Source organism: Acinetobacter sp. C32I (assembly GCF_023702715.1).
Classification (GTDB): Bacteria; Pseudomonadota; Gammaproteobacteria; order Pseudomonadales; family Moraxellaceae; genus Acinetobacter.
In genome coordinates this window covers 3885505-3911396 of sequence record NZ_CP098480.1, presented here as the reverse complement: position 1 = coordinate 3911396, position 25892 = coordinate 3885505, and the positions used below count along the sequence as shown (strand labels likewise).

23 protein-coding genes are annotated in these 25892 nt (G+C 42.7%); 13 read left to right on the top strand and 10 right to left on the bottom strand.

Going from position 1 to position 25892, the window contains the following annotated elements; all coding sequences use genetic code 11:
• The first annotated feature begins 185 nt into the window (after positions 1 to 185).
• Positions 186 to 1580 carry an APC family permease gene (locus tag NDN13_RS18665; protein WP_016541349.1) on the top strand — a complete coding sequence of 465 codons (1395 nt, stop codon included), beginning with the start codon at positions 186 to 188 and terminating at the stop codon, positions 1578 to 1580.
• A 53-nt stretch (positions 1581 to 1633) separates the two neighbouring features.
• On the opposite strand, the gene NDN13_RS18660 is transcribed toward NDN13_RS18665, so the two are convergent.
• Complete coding sequence (locus NDN13_RS18660) at positions 1634 to 2038, bottom strand: PH domain-containing protein (protein WP_004652218.1); 405 nt, start codon at positions 2036 to 2038, stop codon at positions 1634 to 1636.
• Between the two features lie 383 nt (positions 2039 to 2421).
• On the opposite strand from NDN13_RS18660, the gene NDN13_RS18655 reads away from it, so the two are divergent.
• Entirely contained in the window at positions 2422 to 4227 is a 1806-nt protein-coding gene (locus tag NDN13_RS18655) for a PT dipeptide repeat lipoprotein (RefSeq protein ID WP_251116519.1), read from the top strand.
• 77 nt (positions 4228 to 4304) lie between these two features.
• Here NDN13_RS18655 and NDN13_RS18650 read toward each other — a convergent pair whose 3' ends face one another.
• Positions 4305 to 4859, bottom strand: coding sequence for a flavodoxin family protein (locus tag NDN13_RS18650; protein ID WP_251109996.1), 555 nt, complete (start codon positions 4857 to 4859; stop codon positions 4305 to 4307).
• 117 nt (positions 4860 to 4976) lie between these two features.
• On the opposite strand from NDN13_RS18650, the gene NDN13_RS18645 reads away from it, so the two are divergent.
• Together NDN13_RS18645 and NDN13_RS18640 are read left to right on the top strand one after the other, a co-directional pair.
• Positions 4977 to 5360 carry a winged helix-turn-helix transcriptional regulator gene (locus tag NDN13_RS18645; RefSeq protein ID WP_251116518.1) on the top strand — a complete coding sequence of 128 codons (384 nt, stop codon included), beginning with the start codon at positions 4977 to 4979 and terminating at the stop codon, positions 5358 to 5360.
• A gap of 15 nt (positions 5361 to 5375) precedes the next feature.
• Complete coding sequence (locus tag NDN13_RS18640) at positions 5376 to 5756, top strand: VOC family protein (RefSeq protein WP_251116517.1); 381 nt, start codon at positions 5376 to 5378, stop codon at positions 5754 to 5756.
• A gap of 11 nt (positions 5757 to 5767) precedes the next feature.
• On the opposite strand, the gene NDN13_RS18635 is transcribed toward NDN13_RS18640, so the two are convergent.
• The 5 genes from NDN13_RS18635 to lolA form a co-directional block, all read right to left on the bottom strand.
• Positions 5768 to 6238, bottom strand: coding sequence for a tRNA (cytidine(34)-2'-O)-methyltransferase (locus NDN13_RS18635; protein WP_004803126.1), 471 nt, complete (start codon positions 6236 to 6238; stop codon positions 5768 to 5770).
• 150 nt (positions 6239 to 6388) lie between these two features.
• Positions 6389 to 7765, bottom strand: coding sequence for a siroheme synthase CysG (cysG, locus tag NDN13_RS18630; RefSeq protein ID WP_251116516.1), 1377 nt, complete (start codon positions 7763 to 7765; stop codon positions 6389 to 6391).
• Positions 7766 to 7832: 67 nt separating this feature from the next.
• Positions 7833 to 9104 (bottom strand): serine--tRNA ligase, encoded by a 1272-nt coding sequence (gene serS, locus NDN13_RS18625; RefSeq protein ID WP_005205904.1) that lies wholly within the window; start codon positions 9102 to 9104, stop codon positions 7833 to 7835.
• A 107-nt stretch (positions 9105 to 9211) separates the two neighbouring features.
• Positions 9212 to 9976, bottom strand: a complete 765-nt coding sequence (locus NDN13_RS18620; protein ID WP_251116515.1) for an RsiV family protein — start codon at positions 9974 to 9976, stop codon at positions 9212 to 9214.
• Between the two features lie 122 nt (positions 9977 to 10098).
• A complete protein-coding gene (gene lolA / locus NDN13_RS18615; protein ID WP_241272068.1) occupies positions 10099 to 10797 on the bottom strand; it encodes an outer membrane lipoprotein periplasmic chaperone LolA in 699 nt (232 codons plus the stop codon).
• Positions 10798 to 11088: 291 nt separating this feature from the next.
• On the opposite strand from lolA, the gene NDN13_RS18610 reads away from it, so the two are divergent.
• Entirely contained in the window at positions 11089 to 11958 is an 870-nt protein-coding gene (locus tag NDN13_RS18610; RefSeq protein ID WP_251116514.1) for a pirin family protein, read from the top strand.
• 67 nt (positions 11959 to 12025) lie between these two features.
• Here the strand turns inward: NDN13_RS18610 and rpmA are convergent, their stop codons facing one another.
• The gene (gene rpmA, locus NDN13_RS18605; protein ID WP_004640422.1) at positions 12026 to 12280 is read right to left on the bottom strand and encodes a 50S ribosomal protein L27; all 255 of its coding nucleotides are present in this window, start codon (positions 12278 to 12280) and stop codon (positions 12026 to 12028) included.
• 18 nt (positions 12281 to 12298) lie between these two features.
• A complete protein-coding gene (rplU, locus tag NDN13_RS18600) occupies positions 12299 to 12610 on the bottom strand; it encodes a 50S ribosomal protein L21 (protein ID WP_004652230.1) in 312 nt (103 codons plus the stop codon).
• A 451-nt stretch (positions 12611 to 13061) separates the two neighbouring features.
• Between rplU and sdsA the strand changes: the two genes are divergently transcribed.
• The 8 genes from sdsA to NDN13_RS18560 all read left to right on the top strand — a co-directional run bounded on the left by sdsA (position 13062) and on the right by NDN13_RS18560 (position 24138).
• Complete coding sequence (sdsA, locus tag NDN13_RS18595; RefSeq protein ID WP_251116513.1) at positions 13062 to 14039, top strand: All-trans-nonaprenyl-diphosphate synthase; 978 nt, start codon at positions 13062 to 13064, stop codon at positions 14037 to 14039.
• 14 nt (positions 14040 to 14053) lie between these two features.
• Positions 14054 to 16102, top strand: coding sequence for a site-specific recombinase (locus NDN13_RS18590; protein WP_251116512.1), 2049 nt, complete (start codon positions 14054 to 14056; stop codon positions 16100 to 16102).
• A gap of 582 nt (positions 16103 to 16684) precedes the next feature.
• The gene (locus NDN13_RS18585; RefSeq protein WP_251116511.1) at positions 16685 to 17335 is read left to right on the top strand and encodes a phosphatase PAP2 family protein; all 651 of its coding nucleotides are present in this window, start codon (positions 16685 to 16687) and stop codon (positions 17333 to 17335) included.
• Positions 17322 to 18572: an efflux RND transporter periplasmic adaptor subunit gene (locus NDN13_RS18580; protein WP_251116510.1), complete on the top strand. Its 1251-nt coding sequence runs from the start codon at positions 17322 to 17324 to the stop codon at positions 18570 to 18572. The genes NDN13_RS18585 and NDN13_RS18580 overlap by 14 nt, the downstream gene beginning before the upstream one ends.
• A 12-nt stretch (positions 18573 to 18584) precedes the next feature.
• Positions 18585 to 21758: a multidrug efflux RND transporter permease subunit AdeJ gene (adeJ, locus tag NDN13_RS18575; protein ID WP_251116509.1), complete on the top strand. Its 3174-nt coding sequence runs from the start codon at positions 18585 to 18587 to the stop codon at positions 21756 to 21758.
• 5 nt (positions 21759 to 21763) lie between these two features.
• Positions 21764 to 23227 carry a multidrug efflux RND transporter AdeIJK outer membrane channel subunit AdeK gene (gene adeK, locus NDN13_RS18570; RefSeq protein ID WP_251118269.1) on the top strand — a complete coding sequence of 488 codons (1464 nt, stop codon included), beginning with the start codon at positions 21764 to 21766 and terminating at the stop codon, positions 23225 to 23227.
• Positions 23228 to 23335: 108 nt separating this feature from the next.
• Positions 23336 to 23686 carry a YbjQ family protein gene (locus tag NDN13_RS18565; RefSeq protein ID WP_005227055.1) on the top strand — a complete coding sequence of 117 codons (351 nt, stop codon included), beginning with the start codon at positions 23336 to 23338 and terminating at the stop codon, positions 23684 to 23686.
• Between the two features lie 8 nt (positions 23687 to 23694).
• A complete protein-coding gene (locus NDN13_RS18560; protein ID WP_171550109.1) occupies positions 23695 to 24138 on the top strand; it encodes a YbjQ family protein in 444 nt (147 codons plus the stop codon).
• Positions 24139 to 24227: 89 nt separating this feature from the next.
• Here NDN13_RS18560 and NDN13_RS18555 read toward each other — a convergent pair whose 3' ends face one another.
• Positions 24228 to 25856, bottom strand: a complete 1629-nt coding sequence (locus tag NDN13_RS18555; RefSeq protein ID WP_251116508.1) for an OFA family MFS transporter — start codon at positions 25854 to 25856, stop codon at positions 24228 to 24230.
• Positions 25857 to 25892 lie beyond the last annotated feature (36 nt).

Below are 25892 nucleotides of genomic sequence, written 5' to 3'. Positions count from 1 at the left end.
TATTCATCTATTTCTTTACCCAATTGGCAAAAAAATTGCTAAAAAAAGCATAAAAGTACTGACAATTTATAGTGTTTTAGGATAGATTGGCGCACTTTCATTTTTTGTACGGGGGATCGTTTTTGTCTCAAACGATCCTTAACACTATGGCTGATCTTTGATCAACGATTATGAGGATAACGCCGTTGACAAATTTATCTGGGACTCAACCAACAGCGAAGCTTCAAAAGAATCTTGTGCTTTGGCACATCATCATTATTGGCTTAGCTTATATTCAACCATTAACTTTATTTGATACGTTTGGTTTAGTATCTGAAAGAAGTGGTGGTCATGTACCGACTTCCTACATATTTGCCTTAGTTGCAATTCTTTTAACGTCGATCAGTTATGGTCACATGATTCGTCGTTATCCGTCTTCTGGTTCTGCATATACCTATGCCCAAAAGTCAATTCACCCTAATGTTGGTTTTATGGTGGGTTGGTCGTCGTGGTTAGATTATTTGCTCTCTCCTCTGGTAAATATCATTCTTGCTGATATTTATTTGAGAGCACTCTTCCCAGAAGTGAACAACTGGATTTGGGTGATTGGTTTAACCGTGCTCATGACCGTGATTAACCTGTTTGGTGCACGTTTTGTCGCACGCTTTAACAGTACCATTGTGGTGATCCAGCTCGGTGTCATTTTCTACTTTGTGTATCAGGTCTATATCCTGCTCACACAAGGCGTTTATGCCGATGGCACACTGAATCCAGACAAAGCTGAGTTATGGTCACTTGCGCCATTCTGGAATGAAATGACCTCTGTCGGGGCGTTAATTGCAGGTGCGACCGTTCTATGCTTCTCATTTACCGGTTTTGATGCGCTTTCTTCGCTTGCAGAAGAAACCAAAGATGCTGAGAAAACTTTGCCACGTGCAATTTTCACCACAGCATTGCTTGCAGGTATCATCTTCATTGTCAGCACCTACTTTATTCAGCTTTACTTCCCAAGTAATCCGAATACCTACTTCAACCCACTGGATGAATCTCAACCCGTGATGGTTGCAGCGATTGGTAGCCTTGCATTTAAAACCATGGTTTTATATTTTGCAGTCGTGGCAGTGATGGCATCAGGTATTTCGGCGCATGCAGGTGTATCGCGTTTGATGTATGTGATGGGTCGTGATGGCGTGATCAATAAAAAATTATTCGGTCATATTAGCCCACGTTTGCATACCCCAACTTACAACATCTTGATTGTTGGTGTTGTTGCGTTGTCTGCTGGTTTCCTTGATCTTGAGCATATCGTGAACTTAATTAGCTTTGGTGCATTAACTGCATTTAGCTTTGTTAACTTCTCGGTGATTTCTCGCTATGCATTGCGAGATGGCAAGAACAAGACGCCAAAAGACATTATCAGCTACATCATCATCCCAACACTGGGTTTTGCCAGCGTGTTTATGATGTGGTTAGAAATTGATAAATTGGCTTTACAGATTGGTCTGGCTTGGGCAGTAATCGGTGTCGGTTATCTTGCTTATAAGACTAAAGGCTTCAAATACAATGCGCCACAGCATAATGAATTTGATGACAGACATTAATCCCGTGAAGTAATAAAAAAGGCGCTGAATGCGCCTTTTTTATGTGCTTAAGTTTAAATAATTCTCGACTTTGATCTTCTTAAGCCTTCGACATTTGATCTAATCTGAGTAATTAAATCTCCACCGTCACGAATGGCAATCAGGTTTAAAACTTTATCTGTCTTGTCGGTACTGATCAGCACAATATTACTTAATCCAAAGATACGTAGAAAAAAAGGCTGCTCATGTCGATAGTCTCTGACTCGATAGAGTTCCAATTGATTGGTAGTTTTATTCAACACCCCTTTGGACATAATTAAACGCTCAGAGGTTAACTCGTATTTTGTATATTTGGTCTGCAACCAACGCCATAAGATCAATAGCAAAGGAATGACCAAAAAGAATAAAACACCACATACAACAAAGTATGCAAGATTACTGATTTGAGAAGGTGTCCCCTGCCATTCTACATTTTCCATAACAACCCCGATAAGTGATTTAAAGTATTTATGAGATCGCTTTCACAATTATTTTTATCGCTCTTTCCTTTATTAGAAATAAATATCTTAAAAATTAATTATTAAAAAATAATGTATGAAAGCATTCTATTTAGCACATATTAATATGGATGAAAGTTTAATATGTTCGCAGTAAATATAATCAAAAAAATCAAAGTGATCAAAAGATTCAGATGTAAAGCATCTTGAATAAAAAAACATTTAAAACCAATTTATTAACCTGATGAGGCCTTTTGTTTATTTCCCTTTCCCAGCTGCATTATGATTAAAAAAAATCTAACAATATTTGAAAGTTAAAAATCAAATTGATTTTTAAACACCACAAAAACAGAGGGAATAGAATAATGAAAAATATCGTGAAAGGAAGTGGCGTTGCGCTGCTTTCGGTAGCACTCAGTGCTTGTTGGTTTGACTCTGGTAGTGGCGGAGGTTCAAGCTCGTCTGAACCGACACCTACTCCAACGCCTACCCCAACGCCAACACCAACGCCAACACCAACGCCAACACCAACACCAACACCAACACCAACACCAACACCTACACCTACACCTACACCTACACCTACACCTACACCAACTCCAACTCCAACTCCAACTCCAACTCCAACTCCAACTCCAACTCCAACTCCAACTCCAACACCGACACCGACACCAACGCCTACACCAACGCCAACGCCAACGCCAACGCCAACGCCAACGCCAACGCCAACGCCAACGCCAACGCCAACGCCAACGCCAACGCCAACGCCAACGCCAACGCCAACGCCAACAGTATCTCAAACCTTTGCAGGAACTTGGGAATCTCAATCATGTGCAGCAGCACCACTTAATTTCCGTCTAATTATGGAAAACCATGTCGTATCGAATAATTCATTCGACACACTTCTTGATACTGAACGTTATCAAGAAGCCAATTGCTCAGGGGAAATTTTTGGCGATTTTGAACACGATGGCGGCCCTCGTGGTCTGTCGTACTACAATATCGGCAACGCGCAACGCACGAATCAAACAACCTATCATCTGGCACGAGTAAAACTTTATGGTGCCAACGATAGTAATTCCAATGCAGCCGTACTGGCCTTTAAAGATGCAAATACGCTTTGTATTTTTGAAAGCTCAGAAACCAATGGCGCGAACATTGATCGTACAGTACAAGCCATGGACCCAAATCAGTGTTGGAGAAAATCGCCACTTAAACGCTTCCAAAGCCTAAGAGCAAGTCCATTGATCACGACCAGTACCTATGAATTTAAAGACTTGGAACCTACCCTTGCACGACTGAAAAATCAACTTGATGCCCAAGCCAATGCAGGCTTTAGACTAGTCGATGTCCGCATTGATACCAATGTCATCTCGAACACCGCATCTTCTCTACTAACTACATCAGAAATGAATATGCGTAATCTTTATAGCAAAGATAACGCAAACAATGCAGCTAAATGGCAATACCAACTCACCACTGCCACTACGACAGGAACATCAACCGAAAGACACAATCTGTTCAAAGCTGAATTAACGACTCAAGCGAGCCAAGGTTTTCACTACCGCACCCAATATCGACTGGATGGCAACAAAGGCACTTTTAATATTTATGAAAAACGTGTTGGTGATACCGCAGTCTATACGGTAGATGAGAGAACTGTTAATCCGAATCTTGTGACTGGTGCTACTTGGACAAACTATGCCAATGAACTTGGTAGAACAGGATGTCGCTTGGAATATGCTTATCGTGCCACTAATAATCTGTACTCTTTCCTCTGTACCAACAGTAATCTACATAACGGAACATATGACTATAGATGGATAGCCCTTAATCGAGATACAAAAGCGGCAGAGATTCAAACAATTTTGACCCAACAAAAAGCCGCTGGCTATGTCTATCGCTTTAATTTTGAAGATGTTAATAGTGTATATGGTTTAGTATTGGAAAGAGACAGTAGCAACAGCAATACCACCAATTTAGTATACAAAGTCTTTGATGGCAGTGTCTTAGATGATCGTGAGCCAGGTGCCAGTGTTTATCTATATACACAACGCCTGATTGGACAGTCTTCACTTGGCTGGAACCTATGGAGCACACCAATAGCTGTTGAACGATTCACTGGTGGTGATCAAACGCTTACGATTTATGCCAATCGTGCTAAAGACTAAGCCCATCGTGACACAACATTAAAAGCAATAACAAAAGACCGCCTAAATTTGGCGGTCTTTTTTATCAACTTAAAATCTTAGCCATGCAATTTTTCGACAATCGATTTCACACGTTTTGCATAAAGCTTCGCTGTTTCCAAATCCCCTGTTGGAATCTCATCAGTACTCGCATCAGATGGCGATTGAACCAACAAACCAACCGAACCACCTAGGTTATTTACATCTTCACGTTTTGCATTTTTAGTATTGGCAGGCAACAAACCTAAACTCACCCAAATACCGCCATGCTGAGAAGCCAAAGTCTGTAACTGAATCAAGGTCACTTGCTTGTCACCATTCAGGCTCGCGCTATTGGTAAAGCCCGCAAACACCTTGTCTTGCCAACCACGGGTAAACCAGATTTTTGAAGAAGCATCAGCAAACTTTTTAAACTGCCAAGGGGCTGCCGCCATATAAGTTGGCGCTCCAAACACAATACCTTGAGCCTCATTTAAAGTCTGCCAATCCTGTTCTGTAATCTCACCATTCTGATCAATTTCAATCAGAGAGGCATCAATCGCACCCGCAAAAGTTTCCGCAACCACTTTGGTATGGCCATAGCCCGAGAAGTAAACAACTGCAATTTGTGTCATGAGAGTATCCAAAATTTTTCAAAAGTTCGATTTAATGATATATTTTAGAAACTAGGTGTCAATTAGTTACCAACTGGTAACTACTAACATTCGATTGAGAAAATGAGGGTTATCGCTATGAATCAGGCATTAAAATACGATATTTATCAACAACATTGCCCTGCTCGGTTATTTTTTGAAAAAATTGCAGATAAATGGGTACTGATGATCATCAATGTGCTTGCGCGAGAGACCCAGCATTTCAATCTATTGAAAAAAAGCATACAAGGCATCTCACCTAAGGTATTGTCACAGAAACTAAAAATGCTGGAACGAGACGGTTTTATCGAACGCCAAGTGCAGAATACCGCTCCAATTCGGGTGGATTATTCACTCACCACACTCGGTTTAGAAGTTGCAGAAATGGCCTATCAACTCAAAGATTGGGCTGAAAGTAATATTGAACAGGTGATTTACGCTCAACGACGTTTTGATACGATACAGGAACAACAATTCGAATAATTCCGTGAGGTGTGTATGTACCCACAACCATTAATTGCAGTTGCAGATGTCGAGAAAACTAGTCAGTGGTATCAAACTGTGCTGGGCTTAGCAAGCGGACATGGCGGCAGAGAATATGAACAGTTGCTGTTTGAGCAAAGCATGGTGCTGCAACTGCACCAATGGCAAGCGCATGATCACTCACATATCGGAGACCCTAAACGAGTGATTGGGAATGGCGTTTTATTGTGGTTTGAAAGCAATCAATTTGATGAGATTGTACAAAAACTACAAACCCATCAAGTCGAAATTTTGGAAGGGCCGAAATATAACCCCAACGCGCATCATCGCGAAATTTGGTTTAAAGACCCAAATGGCTACACGCTGGTTGTGGCGAGTCCATATGGTGATATCTAAAGCACGATAAATCAGAGTTGTTTAAAACCCTGTTGTCTCCACGCTTCATAGACAATCACAGCAGTTGCATTGGAAAGGTTTAAACTTCTTGAATTTTCAGCCATCGGCAAACGAATCCACTGCTCTTGCGGGAACATGAGACGTACCTGTTCAGGTAAACCACGTGTTTCAGGTCCCATCAACAAGGCAACTGGACGGTTCAGATCAACCGTATGCGGTGTTGCTGTGCCTTTCGTGGTGAGTGGAAAAACATGCTCCACGCCTTTGGCTTTTAAGTCCGCAAGACAAAGTTCGATATTGTCCCAAATTTGCATTCTTGCCCATTCGTGATAATCCAAACCTGCACGTTTCAACTTTTTATCATCCAGCTCAAAGCCTAAAGGTTTGACCAAATGGAGTTGCGCACCTGTATTGGCACATAGACGAATGATATTACCTGTATTCGCTGGAATCTCAGGTTCGTATAGGACGACATGAATCACTTAATTACTCACTTATACATATATTGGCTAGCTTGGCACAGAACCTAATTTATTAAAAAATATGGCCATTAAGCTTCACTCAGGCATAGCCTTCGTCTTCTTGCGGAGTTTTCACTCCTCAGGGCAGCGATAATCAATCGCTGCTTCTCCTCACTCATGCCATTTTAACTGTTCACGTAGACTCACCACTTCACCAATAATGGTCAAAGTTGGCGCTACGATCTGATGTTCAGATACTTTGGTCGCGATATCTGCCAATGTACCGACCACCACTTTCTGATCAGGTGTTGTCCCTTTAGAAATTAAGGCCACAGGCATGCTTGGACGCTGACCATGTGCAATCAATTGCTCACAAATGCGTTCTAAACCAACCAAGCCCATGTATAACACCAAAGTTTGGTTTTCATACACCAGTTCATTCCAAGGTAATTCAGGTGAACCTTCTTTTAAATGCCCCGTCAGGAAACGTACACTTTGTGCATAATCACGATGCGTCAGTGGAATACCTGCATAGGCAGAACAACCTGAAGCTGCGGTAATGCCCGGAACGACTTGAAAGGTCACATTGGCTTCGACCAATTCTTGAATCTCTTCTCCACCACGGCCAAAGATAAAAGGATCACCACCTTTTAAGCGACAAACACGTTTACCTTGCTGTGCATATTCCACCAATAAGGCATTGATGCCATCTTGTGGAACCGAATGATTAGAACGGGCTTTACCCACATAAATCTTTTCAGCATCACGGCGGCATAAATCTAGAATGGGCGCAGACACCAAGCGGTCATAAATCACCACATCAGCTTGCTGCATCAAGCGCAAAGCTTTTAAAGTCAGCAGTTCTGGATCACCCGGACCTGCCCCGACCAAATACACCTCACCTTTCGGTGCAGTCCATTCTGTTAAAGCCTGCTCAATCAAATCATTGGCCACATCAATATTGTCATTGAAAACCTGTTCTTTCAGCGGACTGGCGTACAAGTTTTCCCAGAAGATACGACGTTCATCTGGATTGGCAATTTTGGCTTTCACTTGCTTACGCCATTGTCCCGAAAACTCAGCCAATTTACCCATGCCATGCGGCACAATGGTTTCGATCTGAGTACGCAACTGTCTGGATAAAACGGGTGATGCGCCATTGGAAGCCACCGAAATTACCAAGGGTGAACGATCAATAATCGCAGGCACCATAAAACGGCAATGCGGAATATCATCGACACTGTTGACTAACAGATTACGCTGTTCACACTGTTCAAATACTGCTTTATTGACGTCAGGCTGGTCTGTCGCAGCAATCACCAAGCGATAAGCTGTTGCCAGAACCGTTTCAGAAAAAGAAGCTTGAATATATTGCCCTGCCGATTGTTCAACCAGTTGGCCTAATTCAGGAAGGATCTCTGGTGCAATCACATCCACAATTGCACCAGCTTTGACGAGCAGGTTTGCTTTGCGGTAGGCAATATGCCCACCACCCACAATCAGACAACGTTGCTGCTGCAACTTTAAAGAGATTGGGAAAATTTCCACGTGACGCCTCTATATTTTCAATCTGATTGAGCTTAAGCAAAAACTATGCACAAAATCGATGCAAAGTTTAGTCGATGTAGCTAACACCGCCCATATATGGACGTAAAACTTCTGGAATCTCGATTGAGCCATCAGCACGTTGGTAGTTTTCCATCACTGCAAGCAAGGTACGACCAACTGCCAAACCTGAACCATTCAAAGTATGCACCAATTCGATCTTCTTCTGATCGACACGGTAGCGTGCTTTCATACGGCGTGCTTGGAAATCGCCCACATTTGAGCAGCTTGAGATTTCACGATAGGTATCTTGGCTTGGCACCCAGACTTCTAGGTCATAAGTTTTGACTGCACCAAAGCCCATGTCACCACCACAGAGCAAAATCTTACGATACGGTAAGCCTAATGCCTGCAAAATGCCCTCTGCATGTGCAGTCAACTCTTCAAGTGCCTGCATCGAGTGCTCTGGTTTTACGATTTGCACCATTTCGACCTTGTCGAATTGATGTTGACGAATCAAACCACGGGTATCACGACCATAAGAACCAGCTTCACTGCGGAAACATGGTGTGTGTGCAGAATATTTCAGTGGCAAACGATCCGCATCAATAATTTCGTCACGCACGAAGTTAGTCACTGGCACTTCAGCGGTTGGAATCAGGTAATACTCTTTTTCACCTTGTAGCTTGAATAAGTCTTCTTCAAACTTAGGCAATTGACCTGTACCACGTAAGCTGTCTGCATTGACCAAATACGGTACATAAGCTTCGGTATAACCATTTTTAAGTGTGTGTGTATCAAGCATGAACTGAGCTAAAGCACGTTGTAAACGCGCCAAAGGTCCTTTCAATACGCTGAAACGTGAACCTGTTAATTTGGTCGCTGTTTCAAACTCCAGACCACCCATCATTTCACCAAGATCGGTATGGTCTTTGATCTCGAAATCAAACTGGCGTGGTGTACCCCACTTTAAGATTTCAAGGTTATCGCTTTCATCTTTACCAAAAGGAACAGACTCATCTGGCAAGTTTGGAATTGCGAGAGACTTTTGCTCAAGCTCAGCTTGTAATTCAGCCAAAGCTACTTCTGCAGCTTTGATCTCATCACCAATGGCCGCCATACGCGCCATGATCTCAGAAGCATCTCCACCCGACTTTTTGATTTGACCGACTTGCTTGGCACCAGCATTACGCTCTGCTTGTAGGTTTTCAGCTTTGGATTGCAAATCTTTACGGCGAGCTTCTAAATCAGCCCACTCTTGTACATTTAGCTGAATACCACGTTTTGCCAAAGCAGCATTGACTGCTTCAATATTATTTCTGAGTAATTTTGGGTCGATCATAATCAATCATGAATAGAGAAAAAACTGGCTATAGTGTAAGGCTTTAACCTAAAAAAATACAGCGCTTGCGCAGCATCTACACATCATATGTCGATGCTGCAGCAAAACTAGTTCGGATCTTTTGGCAGGCTTGGTAAATATTCAGCTTTTACAAACTGCTTGGCTGCGTAGTACGGCAAGGTCAACTCACTCATCCCTTCCGCATAAGACGCCAATTCATACAGTGGATAAACAAAGACAATGCCATTTACCCCATAGTAATAGTTATCACTGAGCTGTAATTGTTCTTTTTTAATGCTGTGATCTTCCAACCAATTTTGATTGGATGCATACAGCTCATCGCGCAGTTTGGTATTCATATCAGGTTTAAGCAATTCACTGACCGTGATATGTTTTTTATTGCTCAAGTCAAAATTCACAAATTCTTGATGTGACATGCCATGGGCAGCGCCTGCAGAATAGGAATAGGTCTGAATGGCAAAAGTCGCTAGATTATAATTTTGCCCAACAAAGCGCACATAGGTACTGCTTTCACTTTGCGATGGTTCATCTGCTGGGACTTTGACTTTCTGATCTGCAATATTGGAAAAAGCATTCGGCTCGGCCTTTTTCATCCGATTGACAAAATATTCATCAATCCATTTCTGATTGGTTTCAACCGTTTGTAAATCATAAGTGGTACAACCATCCTCCAAACAGACTTTTTGCTTTGGAATTTTAACCGCCACCACGTTTGCATGAATCAATGGAATATCGACTTTTTCAGTTGTCGCTACAGTATCTTTTTTAGGTTGGCAACCTACAAGTGCAACGACAGTCAGGATGGGAAGAAGTGGAATAATTTTTGATAATTGTGAAGTATTCATCGTCATGCAAGTCTCTGATGTTTTTCTTCACTATACAAAGCCTTGTAGAAATATAAAATTAAGAAATGTATCCAAAGCTCATATCAAAAAAGCCGCAACATGTGCGGCTTTTTAAGTAAAGCAGAGAATTACTGATCAATAATATCGGTGCCTTTGGGCGGTGTGAAATTAAACACAGAAGCTGGAATCGCCTGATTCACTTTAATATTATTGAAACGCACATAAGTGGTTTGACCCAAAGAGTCTTGTAATACCATCAAATTCGGTGCCTTATTGCCACCAAAACTAATCGTTAAGCTTTGGAATGCTCCATCTTCCTGTTTCGGATACAAGGTGTAATACAGTTTGGTACGGTCTGGTTGAGTCACACGATAAGACTGCATGATCTGGTTGGTATTACCCGATAACAATAATGCAGGCGTATTGGCAATTTGATCATCTAAGCTTTGACGTACGGCTTGCTGCAAATCTGGATCATAAATCCACACCACTTTACCTGTCGTCACAATGGTTTGTTTGGCCGGACTGGTGGTTTCCCAATAAAATTTCCCCGGACGCTCAACTTTCATGGTTCCTTTAAAGGTCTGATTCATGTGTTGAGCAGTTAAACCTTTTTTTTGTACTGCTTTATTACTGTTTGCTACTTTTGTGGTTTGTTCAAAATCTGCGGTGAATCGTTGCAAGCCAGATAACTGTTGAACCAAACTTGTGGTCGCTTGCTGAGCCGATGCAGCGACTGGTGCAGCGAAGACCTGACTACTCACAACAGGAGCAAGTGTCATTGCACTTAACGTTGCAGCATAAGCCATTTTTTTTACGAAATTCATAAAAACAACCTTCTATCAGATTTCTACTGGTATGACGACATCTTACTGTTTTTGATCATTAAAAAAATGAAGAAAAGCAATGGTTTTGTGTAATTCGTGTCGCAAAGTTCTGCATTATGTATGAAGTTGCAGCCTTTATGTAGAGATTGTAAGAATGAAAAACAACTTTTCGACCATTCACTGACTGCGTCCGTCAATGTCTCATTCGGGAAAATTATTAATCAGCTTGAATCTAGACGAATCATCAGCATTTGCTAAGCTAAAAGCCAATGATTTTAATAAGCATCATTCATGAAAAGTCTCGCCTTTATCCACCGGAATGACACACGATTTGCGATTGGCGATTTTTATCCAGCCCTTTCGGTCTTTTCTTATCAGGAACTGGGGAATACCACCTCACCGTTTTTATTATTAGATCATCTAGGGCCAGGACGCTTGTCGCCCAAAAGCACGAAGAAAGGTGTCAATGAACATCCACACCGCGGCTTTGAAACCGTGACCTTTGTTTTTGCTGGTGAATTACAACACCAAGATTCTACGGGTCAAGGCGGCATCATTGCGCAAGGCGATGTGCAATGGATGACGGCAGCTGCTGGTATTCAGCATACCGAACATTTTAGTCCAGAGTTTCGTGAGCGCGGTGGATACTTTGAAATGGTGCAATTGTGGGTCAACCTTCCCGCAAAAGATAAAATGTCTGCACCTCGCTATCAAAGCTTACTCAATCCTCATATTCCCAAAATTTTACTCGAACATGATGCAGGTTATGTCCGTATCGTGGCCGGACAGTTTCAGAATATTCAGGGTATCGCCCAAACCTTTAGCCCAATGAATGTCTTAGATGTCCATCTGAATAAACAACAGCAACTTACCCTGCCTGCCAATCATGGCGACACGACTTTAATTTATTTACGTAAAGGCAAGCTTCAGTTCGCAGCGCATGAAGACCACTTAGAAGAACAGGCCTTAGCGGTGATGTCGAGCTTTGATACCGATGTTCTGATCACTGCCTTGGAAGATTGTGATCTGCTCTTTTTGTCCGCACCGCCCTTACAAGAACCAATCAATGGGCATGGCTTCTTTGTGATGAACAGTTATGAGGAAATTTTACAGGCTTACGAGGATTTAAAAACAGGACGCTTTGGAACAGCGTCAGACTAAGCCATCATTCAAAACTTATACGCATAAAAAAACCCGCTAAAAGCGGGTTTTTTCGAACTATTAAAACTTAAGCTTCAACAGTTACATAGCGACGGCCAAATTGACCCTTCACTTCAAATTTTACTACGCCGTCAGCAGTAGCAAATAAAGTATGGTCACGGCCCATACCAACATTTGCACCAGCGTGGAACTCAGTACCACGTTGACGAACGATGATGTTACCAGCAGTTACAGTTTGACCACCGTAAACTTTAACACCTAACATCTTAGGATTCGAATCACGACCGTTCTTCGTCGATCCACCGGCTTTTTTAGTTGCCATGTCTATTTACTCCTCGTATTAGCCTGCGATACCAGTAATTTTCAACTCGGTAAACCATTGACGGTGACCTTGTTGTTTACGATAGTGTTTACGACGACGCATTTTGATGATGCGGATTTTGTCGTGACGACCATGGCCAACTACTTCTGCAGTTACTTTTGCGCCAGCTACAACTGGAGCACCGATTTGAATGTTGTCACCGTTAACAACCATTAATACGTCATCAAACGTAATAGTCGCGCCAGTTTCAGCTTTCAATAATTCTACTTTAAGGGTTTCACCCTCAACAACACGGTGCTGTTTACCACCGCTTTGGATTACTGCGTACATAATGTACTCCAACTTGCCCGTGTCGTCGTGCCGATAAAGGGACATATCGATCTTAAGACGAACGCCACTGGGGTTATACAAGGGGACAAATTTTAAGTGAAAATTGATCAAACGACAAGTGATTTTACACAAACACATGTATATCGATAACTTGCTTGGATTTTTAAGCAAAATCAATTAGATTGATGGCGAACTGTTTTGATTGATTCTGATCAAGATTTGAAATACATTTTTGAAAACAAATTGTGACAATAACAAACTGTGTTTTTACAGTGCCATAAGTAAAGTAATGGCGTTTGGTGGGAACTTCCCCTTTTTTCTGTCTAATTTAAGACCAAAGAGCTCATCATCGTGTTTTAAATGACAGATTACACAGTCTGTATAACTGTTTAGTCACAGATTAATTGATACACTTGGCAACACTACCCACCTATACGAGGTTTTTCTTCATATGGTTATCGATTTTAAGCAAGACATTCTCTCCCCTGTTGCGACAGATTTTGCTGCGATGGATCGCCTGATTAATGAAGGAATTAGCTCAAAAGTGGGCCTCGTTATGAGTGTCAGCAAACACGTGGTTGAAGCAGGTGGCAAACGCATGCGCCCGATTATGTGTTTATTGGCAGCACGAGCGTGTGGACTTGCCGATATGCAACAAGCACAGCATTTGGCTGCGGTGATTGAAATGCTGCACACTGCAACATTGGTTCATGATGATGTCGTAGATGAATCAAGCTTGCGCCGCGGTCGCCCAACTGCAAATGCAACTTGGAACAACCAAACGGCGGTTTTGGTCGGTGATTTCCTGATTTCACGTGCGTTTGATCTATTGGTCGATTTAAACAATATGACCTTATTAAAAGATTTTTCGACTGGTACCTGTGAAATTGCGGAAGGTGAAGTACTCCAACTCCAGTCTCAGCACCAGCCAGAAACTTCAGAAGAAACCTATTTAAGAATTATTCACGGTAAAACTTCTCGTTTATTTGAACTTGCCACCGAAGGTGCAGCCATTTTGGCGGGAACGGAAGAGTACCGTGAACCTCTGCGTCGCTTCGCAGGTCATTTTGGTAATGCCTTCCAAATTATCGACGATATTTTAGATTACACCTCTGATGCTGAAACATTAGGTAAAAATATTGGTGATGATTTAATGGAAGGAAAACCAACTTTACCGTTAATTTCTGCATTAGCTCATTCAACTGGCGAGGAACACCAAATCATTCGTCGCAGTATTGCAACAGGTGGTGTTGAGCATTTAGATAAAGTGATTGAAATTGTTCATCACTCGGGTGGCCTAGATTACTGTCAAAAACGTGCCCAACAAGAAACGGATGCTGCTTTAGAAGCGTTAAAAGCGCTACCAGATAATGAATATCGCCAAGCACTGATCAATTTGACCTTAATGGCTTTACATCGACTACAATAATTTTTTGACTGCCTATGCATTTAACGTTATCTGATCTTTTTTTAAAAATGCAGGAACAGCTTGACCAACCTCAAGCTGTTCTTGACGAACAACTGTTGATTGAACTAGTCAATCGAATCCGTCCCAAAAATCCAAATGATGCGGATGAAGTCAAACAGCGTATTCATGCACTGATCAAAATATTATTACTGACGCCAACCTCTGCAATCCTGCTGCAAAATTTCCTACTCAAGCTCATTAGCCAATATAAACAGTTAAGCTTATATGCTGACAGCGGGATTCTATCGCTGGATGGTTTTTGGAACCAGTTGGGACAACGTCTAGGCGCGCATTTCCTCCCTTTAGTCGAAGACGGTCAACAGCTTAAAACCCTGATTGGAAAAGTGTTCCATCAAGAAAATGACAGTGAATGGCTCGATCTGATTGAGAATCAGGACTGGATTAGGCTATTCAACCTGTTAGGTGAAAGCCAAAGCAATACCAAAGAAAAGCAGGTTTCAAAAAATGAGCTGATTAAAGCGATTACGGTATTGTCCTATCGGATTAGCGGTATCGGTTTATATCCTGAATTTATTAATGCGCAACCCGAAATTACCGAATATGAATCGCCTTTTTTGGTACAAAACCGAGAAATTGTAGAATTCATCGAAAAATATAAAAAGCAGATTGATGATCAAGATGCGGTTGTTGTTTTGCCACCACCAGACGCTTCACAAGCCTTTGTGATGCTGGATCAGTGTCGTGAAGTGGTGCTCAAAATTCGCCGTGCCACCAAGCGGATTGGGGTTAGTATCAGTCTGACCTATTTATTGTCGCTATTAGAGCAGGCGATTGATCGGATTGAACTGCTGCTAACTTTATTAGCCAGTCAAAATGATGCACGTTATACCGCATTGGGTGAGCTGATCGTCGATTTGACCAAAGCACATTATAATGAAAAAAGTGTTCGTCACTTATTGACGTCAACCAGTGAGTTGATTGCCTTACAGGTCACCGAGAATGCCAGTAAAACAGGCGAACATTATGTAAGTACCGACAAAGCTGGTTTCTTTGGCATGTACAAGGCAGCTGCGGGTGCAGGTGCAATTATTGCCACCATGGCAACGCTGAAAATTTTAACTGCACGCTTGGTACTCGCACCCTTTGGTCATGCCTTTTTATACAGCATGAACTATGCGCTTGGTTTTATGCTGATCCATGTATTGCATTTTACCGTGGCCACCAAACAGCCTGCCATGACTGCAGCAGCGTTGGCATCAACCGTACAGCAGCAAAAAGGCAGCAAGACCGCACAAATTGCCGAACTGGCCGCACTGATTATTAATATTATCCGAACCCAGTTCATTGCGATTCTAGGCAATATCTCGATTGCAATTCCAACCGCAGCACTGATTACCTTTTTATGGCAATACAATCTCGGTGAACCGCTGCTCAATCATGCCAAGTCAGCCGCTTTGCTACATAGTCTCAATCCCTTTACCTCACTCGCCGTTCCACATGCGGCAATTGCAGGTGTGTGTTTATTTTTCTCGGGCTTGATTGCGGGTTATTTCGATAACTTGGCGGTTTACCGTAAAGTTGGTCCACGCTTAAAGCAGCATCGACGCTTAAAACGTTGGATGGGACAACAACGTTTAGATAAATTTGCCAACTATATCGAGACCAATCTCGGTGCATTGGCGGGTAACTTCTTGTTCGGGATCATGCTCGGCAGTATGGGAACGATTGGATTTATCTTAGGCTTGCCTTTAGATATTCGTCATATTGCCTTTGCTTCTGCCAACTTTATCCAAGGTCTAATGACCATTGGTGGTCCTGACATTGGTTTAATTTTAGTGTCATTCTTAGGTGTGATGCTGATCGGCTTAACCAACTTATTTGTCAGCTTTACCTTAACGATTATTGTTGCACTTCGTGCGCGCCGCGTTCGCTTTGCACAGTGGAAACCATTGGCAAAATTGGTAACCACCCACTTCCTGACCCGACCTAGCGATTTTTTCTGGCCACCCAAACAGCCTGTTGAAGTGGAAGAACACAGCAAAAACGTGTCATCACCACACTAGCTTTGTACAGAAAAAGCAACAAAGTACAAGTCTAACATTTAGACTATTTTTGCGTATAATCAATGCACCAAAAATAGTTTAAATGGGTTGGTATTCCCTGCATCTATTATTCAATAGATTACTTCTCCGCCATGGTATCCCTTTTACTAGGAGATACTATGACGCCAGTCTATAAGTATCTCGATTTGAATGAGAGAACAAAACAATGCATTTTCATTGCCAATCTTATGGCTGCACCTATTTGATGTGACCCATTAATCAGTCGCTTTTTGATTTTAGAAGCTTTACTTAATTTTGGATCTTGAGGCTACTTCTTAAGTTATAGGATGTTCAACAAAGCTCATCGATATAAAGTCCAGATCATTGATCAAACTGATTGAGAAACGCTTTTTTCATGAAGATCTAGATTCAATTAAAAGTGAGATATACATCAAATTTTGTTATGTTTTTTTACTAAACCTTAAAAAAACATCAAAATGAAATTATCATAAAATTTCAAGACTTGACCAAAAGTGTACTCGCGAGTACACTTTCAAACACTCAACAACCCTGAATAATGGTTAAGCAAATAATGAGTAGCGCATGCCGTACCTATTGCTTTGTATTGGTTGCTTTTTTTTAGGATTCGGTGTGATTGGACTAATTCTTTCCAACACATCAACTTTAGACCTTTTTAGTGTTCAAGCTTTTTTTGAGCACCGTTCATTTACGCTTAATCATGTGACAGTTCTGCTCTCTCGGCTTGGCGGAATGCCCTTTTTACTATTTTTAACTACATTTTTGTGTCTTTACCAAACTTGGATTAAAAATTATAAGAATGTGACGTTTATCGCTTTAAGTGTGATTGGCAGCATTGTGATTGGTTGGCTTCTGAAATGGAGCATTGATCGGCCAAGACCAATGGAGTTTTATCACTTGGTTCAAAGTTATGGTGCATCCTTCCCAAGTGCCCATAGCCTTTATGCTGCAACCCTTGCGAGTTTAGCCATGTTGTTGTGTCAACAACACAAATATCGCACCAGTGTCATTTTAGTATCTACTTTATGGTTTATATTCATGGGGATATCTAGAGTTTATGCGGGGGTTCACTACCCAACTGACGTCCTTGCCGGTTGGGGAATTGGGTTGATTTGGACTTCGTTGCTTTGGTTTGGGCTGTATCAAAGCACTTTCAGCAATAATTTGTTTTTAGATAAAAAATCTAAATTGAGGTGGAATAATGATGTCGGCTAAGCTTTGGGCCCCTGCCCTAACTGCTTGCGCATTAGCAACAAGCATTGCGCTTGTTGGTTGTAGCAAAGATCCTAAAGATGCACAGCAAGCTGCTGCTGCTCAAAAAATGCCACCTCCAGAAGTTGGTGTCATTGTTGCACAACCACAAAGCGTTGAACAAAACGTCGAACTGTCAGGACGAACCTCTGCATATCAAGTTTCTGAAGTACGCCCACAAACAGGTGGCGTGATTCTAAAACGTTTATTTGCTGAAGGTAGCTACGTTCAAGCAGGTCAAGCACTTTATCAAATTGATGCAAATACCAACCGTGCAACAGCAGACAATGCTCGTGCAACGTTATTGCGTCAACAAGCAAACTTAAATGCATTGCGTGTGAAAGAAGGTCGTTATCGTCAATTGGTAGGAACAAATGCTGTTTCTAAACAAGAGTATGACGATATCAATGCGCAAGTAAAATTGGCTGAAGCGGATGTCGCTGCGTCTGAAGCTGCATTAAAGAATGCTGAAATTACCTTGGGTTACTCAACTGTTCGCGCACCAATCTCTGGTCAGTCGAGCCGTTCTTCGGTGACGCCAGGTGCCTTAGTGACGGCAAACCAAGCTGATCCATTGGTCACGATTCAACAACTTGATCCAATCTATGTTGATATCAACCAATCAAGTGCTGAATTATTGCGTTTACGCCAACAACTCAGCAAAGGCAGCTTAAATAACAGTAACAATACCCGTGTCAAAATCACACTGGAAGATGGTTCTGAATACCCTGTCGAAGGGCAGCTTGCGTTCTCTGATGCAAGTGTGAATCCAGATACTGGTACTGTGACTTTACGTGCAGTGTTCTCAAATCCAAACCACCTGTTATTACCAGGTATGTATGCAACGGCTAAAATCTCGCAAGGTGTTTTACCAAATGCATATCTGATTCCTCAAGCAGCTGTAACTCGTTTACCAACAGGCCAAGCAGTTGCATTGGTGGTAAATGCCAAAGGTGCAATTGAAACACGCCCAATTAAAACAGTGGGTGTCAAAGGTCAGGACTGGATTGTAACTGAAGGCTTGCAGGCTGGTGATAAGGTTGTTGTTGATGGTGTTGCCAAGGTAAAAGAAGGACAAGAAGTGTCTGCTAAACCTTATCAACCAAAAGCAGCTGAAGCTCAAAATGCAGCACCAAAAGCTGCTGAACAAAAACAAGCCAATTCACCAAAAGCTGAACAAAAAGCAACTTCAGAAGCTTAAGGGGTAGATTGCATGGCTCAATTTTTTATCCATCGCCCAATTTTCGCTTGGGTGATCGCACTGGTCATAATGTTGGCGGGTATTATCACGCTGACAAAAATGCCAGTTGCACAATATCCGACAATTGCCCCCCCCACAGTAACGATTTCTGCAACTTATCCTGGGGCTTCTGCTCAAACTGTTGAAAATACGGTCACCCAAATCATTGAGCAACAAATGAATGGTTTGGATGGTTTACGTTACATTTCATCGAACAGTGCGGGTAATGGTCAAGCATCGATTAATTTGAACTTCGCACAAGGTGTTGATCCAGATATCGCGCAAGTTCAAGTTCAAAACAAGCTGCAATCAGCTACAGCACTTTTACCTGCTGACGTACAACGTCAAGGTGTAAAGGTAACCAAGTCTGGCGCAAGCTTCTTGCAAGTGATTGCTTTTTACTCACCAGATAACAGCCTTTCTGCATCTGACATTAAAGACTATGTGAACTCAAATATTTCTGAGCCACTCAGTCGTGTGGCGGGTGTAGGTGAACTCCAAGTGTTTGGTGGTTCATATGCAATGCGTATCTGGTTAGATCCTGCAAAGCTGACGAGCTTTAACTTGACGCCAAATGATGTTGCAACAGCCATTCGTGCACAAAACTCTCAAGTTGCAGTTGGTCAGCTCGGTGGTGCGCCATCAACAGCAGGTCAAGTACTCAACGCAACGGTGAATGCACAAACCATGTTGCAAACTCCTGAACAGTTTAAAAACATCTTCCTGAAAAATACTTCAGGTGGTGCTCAAGTTCGTTTAGGTGATGTTGCACGTGTTGAACTCGGTTCAGATAACTATCAATTTGACTCGAAGTTTAATGGCAACCCTGCCGGCGGTGTTGCAATCAAATTGGCAACAGGTGCCAATGCCTTGGATACTGCGGCTGCAGTTGAGAAACGTTTATCTGAGTTGCGTCATAACTATCCAAGTGGTTTAAAAGACAAGCTTGCGTATGACACCACGCCATTTATTCGTCTCTCGATTGAAAGTGTTGTACACACGCTAATCGAAGCCGTTGTCTTGGTATTCATCGTGATGTTCTTGTTCTTACAGAACTGGCGTGCAACGATTATTCCGACATTGGCTGTACCTGTGGTGGTATTGGGTACCTTTGCCGTGATTAATATCTTTGGATTCTCGATCAACACCTTAACCATGTTCGCAATGGTACTGGCCATCGGTCTGTTGGTGGATGACGCCATCGTTGTGGTGGAAAACGTTGAACGGGTGATGCAGGAAGAACATCTGGAACCTGTTCCTGCGACTGAAAAGTCGATGAGCCAGATTTCAGGTGCCTTGGTCGGTATTACCAGTGTATTAACAGCGGTATTCGTCCCAATGGCGTTCTTTAGCGGAACCACTGGGGTAATTTATCGTCAATTCTCGATCACGCTGGTTACCGCGATGATCCTGTCTTTAGTTGTAGCATTGACCTTTACCCCTGCCCTGTGTGCGACCTTGTTAAAACAACATGATCCAAACAAGCAGGAAAGCAACAACATTTTTGCGCGTTTCTTCCGTTGGTTTAACCGCAGCTTTGAAAAACTTTCAGAGAAATACCAAGGCGGTGTCAATCGTATGACCCACCACAAGTTATTCTCTGGTGTGCTTTATATTGCTGTCATCGCTGCTTTGGTTGGTATCTATAAAGTTTTGCCATCTTCTTTCCTACCAGAAGAAGACCAAGGTGTGGTCATGACCTTAGTTCAGCTACCACCGAGCGCGAGCTTGGAGCGTACTGATAAAGTCATTGATACCATGACGGGCTACTTCTTGAATAAGGAAAAAGAAAATGTAGAGTCGATCTTTACAGTTGCTGGTTTCTCATTCACAGGGGTGGGTCAAAACGCGGGTCTTGCCTTTATTAAATTAAAAGACTGGAGTGAACGTACCACACCAGAATCACAGATTGGTGCCATCATTCAACGTGGTATGGCATTGAACATGATTGTGAAAGATGCGTCTTACATCATGCCATTGCAATTACCAGCAATGCCTGAATTAGGTGTCGCTTCTGGTTTCGATATCCAGTTGAAAGATGCAAGCGGTCAAGGACATGAAAAACTGATTGCTGCACGTAATGCAATTTTAGGTATGGCCTCTCAGGACAAACGTCTTGCGGGTGTACGTCCAAATGGTCAAGAAGATACACCGCAGTACCAGATCACCATTGATCAAGCACAAGCAGGTGCAATGGGCGTCAGTATCGCTGATATTAACAGCACCATGAGCATGGCTTGGGGTGGTTCATATATCAATGACTTCGTTGACCGTGGTCGTGTGAAGAAAGTTTATGTCCAAGGTGAAGCGGATACCCGCATGATGCCTGAAGACTTGAACAAGTGGTATGTGCGTAATAACAAAGGCGAAATGGTTCCTTTCTCTGGCTTTGCCAAAGGTGAATGGACTTATGGTTCACCACGTCTAGAGCGTTATAACGGCGTATCATCTGTTAACATTCAAGGTACGCCTGCACCGGGTGTCAGCTCTGGTGATGCAATGTTGGCAATGGAAGAAATCATTGGTAAGTTACCCTCTATGGGCTTAACCGGTTTCGACTATGAATGGACAGGTTTATCTTTAGAAGAACGTGATTCTGGTAGCCAAACGGCTCCTCTGTTGGTTCTTTCATTATTAATCGTATTCCTATGTCTTGCTGCTCTCTATGAAAGCTGGTCAGTACCTGTTTCGGTATTGCTGGTTGTACCTTTAGGTATCGTAGGTGCATTTACCTTGACATGGTTAGGTATGCTGATTAAAGGTGATCCAAACTTATCCTTTAACATTTACTTCCAGGTTGCGATTGTTGCCGTAATTGGTCTTTCAGCGAAGAATGCGATCTTGATCGTCGAATTTGCGAAAGAATTACAGGAACAAGGCGAAGAGCTCTTTGAAGCAACATTACATGCTGCAAAAATGCGTTTACGTCCAATTATCATGACCACACTTGCATTTGGTTTCGGTGTTTTACCACTTGCCCTTGCAAGCGGTGCTGGCGCAGGTAGCCAACACTCAGTAGGTTATGGTGTACTTGGTGGTGTAATTTCTTCAACACTTTTAGGTATTTTCTTCATCCCTGTATTCTTCGTGTGGATTCGTAGTATCTTTAAGTACAAACCTAAAACTTTAAATACTCAGGAGCATTGATCGTGATGCAAACTGTATGGTCTATTTCCAGTCGTGGCATTGCAATCTCTGCACTCGCGCTGTCTTTGGCTGCCTGCCAAAGCATGCGCGGGCCAGAGCCTGTTGTGAGTTCAGATGTTCCTGAAAGCTTCGCGTCTTATGGCAATGCTTCTGGAAAATCAATTGCGGAACAAGGTTACAAAGATTTCTTTGCTGACCAACGTTTACTGCAAGTGATTGATCTGGCGCTTGCCAATAACCGTGATTTACGTACTGCGACGTTGAATATTCAAAAAGCGCAACAGCAATATCAAATCTCGGAAAACAACCAATTACCAACGATTGGCGCAAGTGGTAGTGCGGTTCGCCAAGTTTCTCCAAACGTTAACCCAAACAACCCATATTCAACCTATCAAGTTGGCTTAGGCTTAACGTCGTATGAATTGGATTTCTGGGGTCGTGTACGTAGCTTGAAAGATGCGGCTTTAGATAGCTATCTTGCAACGCAAAGCTCACGCGATGCAACGCAGATCAGTTTAATCAGCCAAGTCACTCAAGCATGGTTAAACTACTCATACGCGAACGCGCAATTGAAATTGGCGGATCAAACGCTAAAAGCTCAACAAGACTCGTTTAACTTGAACAAGAAACGTTTTGATGTGGGTATTGATAGCGAAATCCCTGTGCGTCAGGCTCAGATTTCAGTTGAAACGGCTCGTAATGATGTTGCGAACTACAAGACTCAAGTTGCTCAAGCACAAAACTTGTTGAACTTGCTTGTTGGTCAGCCCGTTCCTCAGAACTTGCTCCCTCAACAACAAGTGGCGCGTATTACACAACAAAGTGTGTTCAGTGCGGGTCTACCAAGTGACTTGCTTAACAACCGTCCAGATGTAAAAGCATCTGAATACCAGTTAAGTGCTGCGGGTGCGAATATTGGGGCTGCTAAAGCGCAACTGTTCCCAACCATCAGCCTGACAGGTTCTGCGGGTTATGCCTCAACCGACTTGAGCGATCTGTTTAAAGCGGGCAATGGTGTCTGGTCTATTGGTCCAAGCCTGAATATCCCAATTTTTGACTGGGGTACACGTAAAGCTAATATCAAAATCTCTGAAACCGATCAGAAAATTGCACTGGCTAACTATGAAAAATCAGTTCAGTCAGCTTTCCGTGAAGTGAATGATGCTTTGGCGACGCGTGCCAACATTGGCGACCGTTTAACCGCTCAACGCCGTTTGGTTGATGCAACCAATACAACATACAAGCTTTCAAATGCCCGCTTCCGGGCTGGTATTGACAGCTATTTAACCGTATTGGATGCACAACGTTCTGCTTATTCAGCTGAACAAGGTTTACTGTTATTACAACAAGCCAACCTCAACAACCAAGTTGAACTATACAAAACTTTAGGCGGTGGCCTCAAAGCGTCTAGTAGTGAAACGGTAACGCATCAGCCATCTAGCTCTGAACAACATTACGCAAAAAAATAATTTCATCTTTTGCGCATAAAAAAGCTCACTTCGGTGAGCTTTTTTATTGCAACCATTGTCAATATTTCTTATCTTCAAACTGAATATATTGATGATTTAGAAAATACGATGTTACTAAGCAGTTTAGAGTCTGTACCAGGTCATGAAATCTTACGCCAGCTAGATGTGGTGTATGGCAGTACCGTTCGCAGTAAACATGTGGGCCGTGATTTGATGGCAGGTTTAAAGAATATTGTGGGTGGTGAGTTGACGGGTTATACCGAATTGTTGGAAGAATCACGTCAGGAAGCCACACAACGTATGATTGATAAGGCCAAAGCGTTAGGTGCCAATGCGATTGTCGGTATTCGTTTCTCAACCTCGAATATTGCCCAAGGTGCATCAGAGCTATTTGTTTACGGCACAGCAGTGGTGGTACAGCCTGTTGCGCCTAAACTTCCTGATCCATTCGGCGCATAGGTTAAACCATGGATGGATTCATTTTTCAGATTGTCCTGTTTCTGATCCTATTTTCAGTCGGTTGGGGTTTTGGTCGTCATATCGAGCAAAAACATTTGCGCGAGCTGGATCAAAAAGAAAAGCAATTTTCCCATATCCGTATTGACACCAATCGCTTTGTCGAAACCTCAGCCTATGGGCAAATGGTCAGTAGTAATGTGGTGATCTCCCACGATTATTTTAAATATGTACTGGCAACCATTCGAAACTTCTTTGGTGGACGTCTAGTCAGCTATGAAAGTGTGGTGGAACGTGCGCGTCGTGAAGCTGTGATTCGCCTTAAGCAAGAAGCGCATGCCATGGGTGCGAACCATATTATGGGGGTTCGACTCAGTACCACTGAATTGGGTATGCAAGGTGGAATGGTTGAAGTGTTTGCTTATGGAACAGCCATTGTAAACGCTCCTCATTGATGACAGTCGCCCATTGGGGAATTACTGTCGTACCCATAAAATAAAAATGCCTCAAATCATGAGGCATTTTTATCGTTTAGATTTTAAAGTTAATGAAATAAAACGATCGCCTTTTGTAAGGTAAACCAAATCCCTGCCAATAAAGGAAGACCCACTACCAACCAAGCAAGTACCACAGTAATTGTTTTGGATGGCGCATGTGCTACATCATGATTCAGGCTTAAATCTTGCGGTAATTTCTCATGTGCCAAAGCCTTTTCAGCAGCCAATTCAGCCTCTGTCATGTATTTATCTTCATCAACTGGTTTGACCATTAAATTGAGTACAAATCCAATCGCTAACATAGCTGCCAAAATATACATCGTCGTGTCATAAGATTGCGCTTGAGCTACGCCATGTGCCAGTTGATAATCTCGAATATTGGTAATCAGTAAGGTTCCAAATACGCCTGCCACAGACCATGCGGTAAGCAAACGCCCATGAATGGCCCCAACCATCTGGGTACCGAAAATATCAGCCAAATAAGCAGGTACAGTGGCAAAACCACCACCATACATCGACAGGATGACACAGAAGGCTAAAACGAATAATGGCAAATTTTCGGCATGTGCCAAATGTGGAATCGAGACATATAACAAGAAACCCAATGCGAGAAAAATGAAATATGTGTTTTTACGACCAATAAAGTCCGATGTCGATGCCCAGAAGAAGCGCCCAGCAATATTAAATAAGGACAGTAAACCCGTGAAACCCGCTGCAAAGGTTGCAATCTGCATTTTTTGGTCCGCGTTTAATTCATTAATTCCCACATCTAAGCCGATGAGGCGTCCGCCAAATACCTCCTGTAACAACGGCGAAGCCATTGCTAAAATGCCAATACCAGCAGAAACGTTTAAACAGAGTACACCCCAAATCAACCAGAACTGCTTGGTTTTCCATGCCTTATTTAAATGCACATGACGATTGGTCACAAGGCCCGTCGCCTGCGTTACTGTCGGTTGCCAGCCACTCGGCTTCCAATTTGAAGGCGGAATGCGATAACCGAAGGCACCGCCAATCATAAAAATAAAATAAACGGCAGCCAGTACCAAAAACGTTTGCCAGACACCCACAGAGGTATCCGTTGCAAAGAACTTCATTAGCTTATCTGCCAATGGTGCACCAATCATGGCGCCTCCACCAAAGCCCATAATGGCAAGACCTGTTGCTAAACCACGACGGTCTGGAAACCATTTAATCAGGGTAGATACAGGTGAAATATAGCCAAGCCCAAGCCCGATGCCCCCTATTCCACCTCCCAACCACAATAACCACAACTGATGTGTATAAACACCCAGCGCAGATAAGATCAAACCACTTGCCCAGCAAAATGCAGCAACCACGCCTGCCTTTCGCGGTCCTGCATGTTCAAGCCAGCCACCAAACAAAAATGCGGATGAACCCAAAAAGACAAAAAATAGCGTGTACATAATGCTTAATGTAGACACACTCCAGTCGCAGGTTGTCGTGAACAACTGCTCAAGCAGACCTATATTTTTACATTCGATTGGGGCATCAATTCCCAATGCTTTGGATAATGGCAACCAGAACACGGAAAAGCCATATGCCATACCAATACTGAGATGAATCGCTAACGCAGCAGGAGGCAATAGCCAACGGTTATAACCAGAATGGGCAATCGTGCGTTCCTTGGCCAGAAGTGAAAGTCGTCTTTCCATGTACAATCTCCATGCCTTCACTGCTAAAGAGAGGTT